We start from the raw sequence: 581 nt of genomic DNA on the forward strand, positions 1-581 counted from the left end.
GCCTCTGTGTGCGCATCAGGCGAAAAACGCTTACAGCCCTGTGGGACACCGTCTCATGGGGTAAGCCCGATGTAGCGGGCTAAATTGAATTCCGGCTGACGTTCAGCCACTCACCGTTCAGCCATTTCATCTTCAAAAAAGGAAACCGACATGCACGCATCCAAATTCAAACCTGCTGCCCTTACCGCCGTTGCCCTGGCCGCTTTGCTGGCACTGGGAGCCTGTGGCAAAAAGGTGGAAGACACCGGCGCGTCGCCTTCGACACCTGCCGCTTCACCCTCGACCACACCTTCGCCGTCGACCACGCCATCCCCAACAGGCAGCAGCTCTTCGATGGGTACGTCCACAACCGGTAGCACCCCAATGGGAACCAGCACGTCTCCGATGACAGGTGACGCAGCGACGCCTGGTACGGCAGCCAGCGCTCCGGCCAAGTAATCGGACCTGAAAATCCGGCATTGACCGGCACTTTTTGAGCGGGTCCTGCGCGGCCGCCTCAACAAGAAGAAAAACCTGCATGCCGGAAAGCATGCAGGTTTTTGTGTTTCTGGCGGCGCCGCGAAGCGGGGCGGCCTCAGCCC

General features: G+C 59.9%; 1 protein-coding gene. It reads right to left on the reverse strand.

Going from position 1 to position 581, the window contains the following annotated elements:
- Nucleotides 1-110 precede the first annotated feature (110 nt).
- Nucleotides 111-581: hypothetical protein (locus tag AC1D1X_RS25260; RefSeq protein WP_477699632.1), on the reverse strand; the 471-nt coding region annotated here is incomplete at its 5' end.

Source organism: Polaromonas sp. P1_G4, from assembly GCF_056405475.1.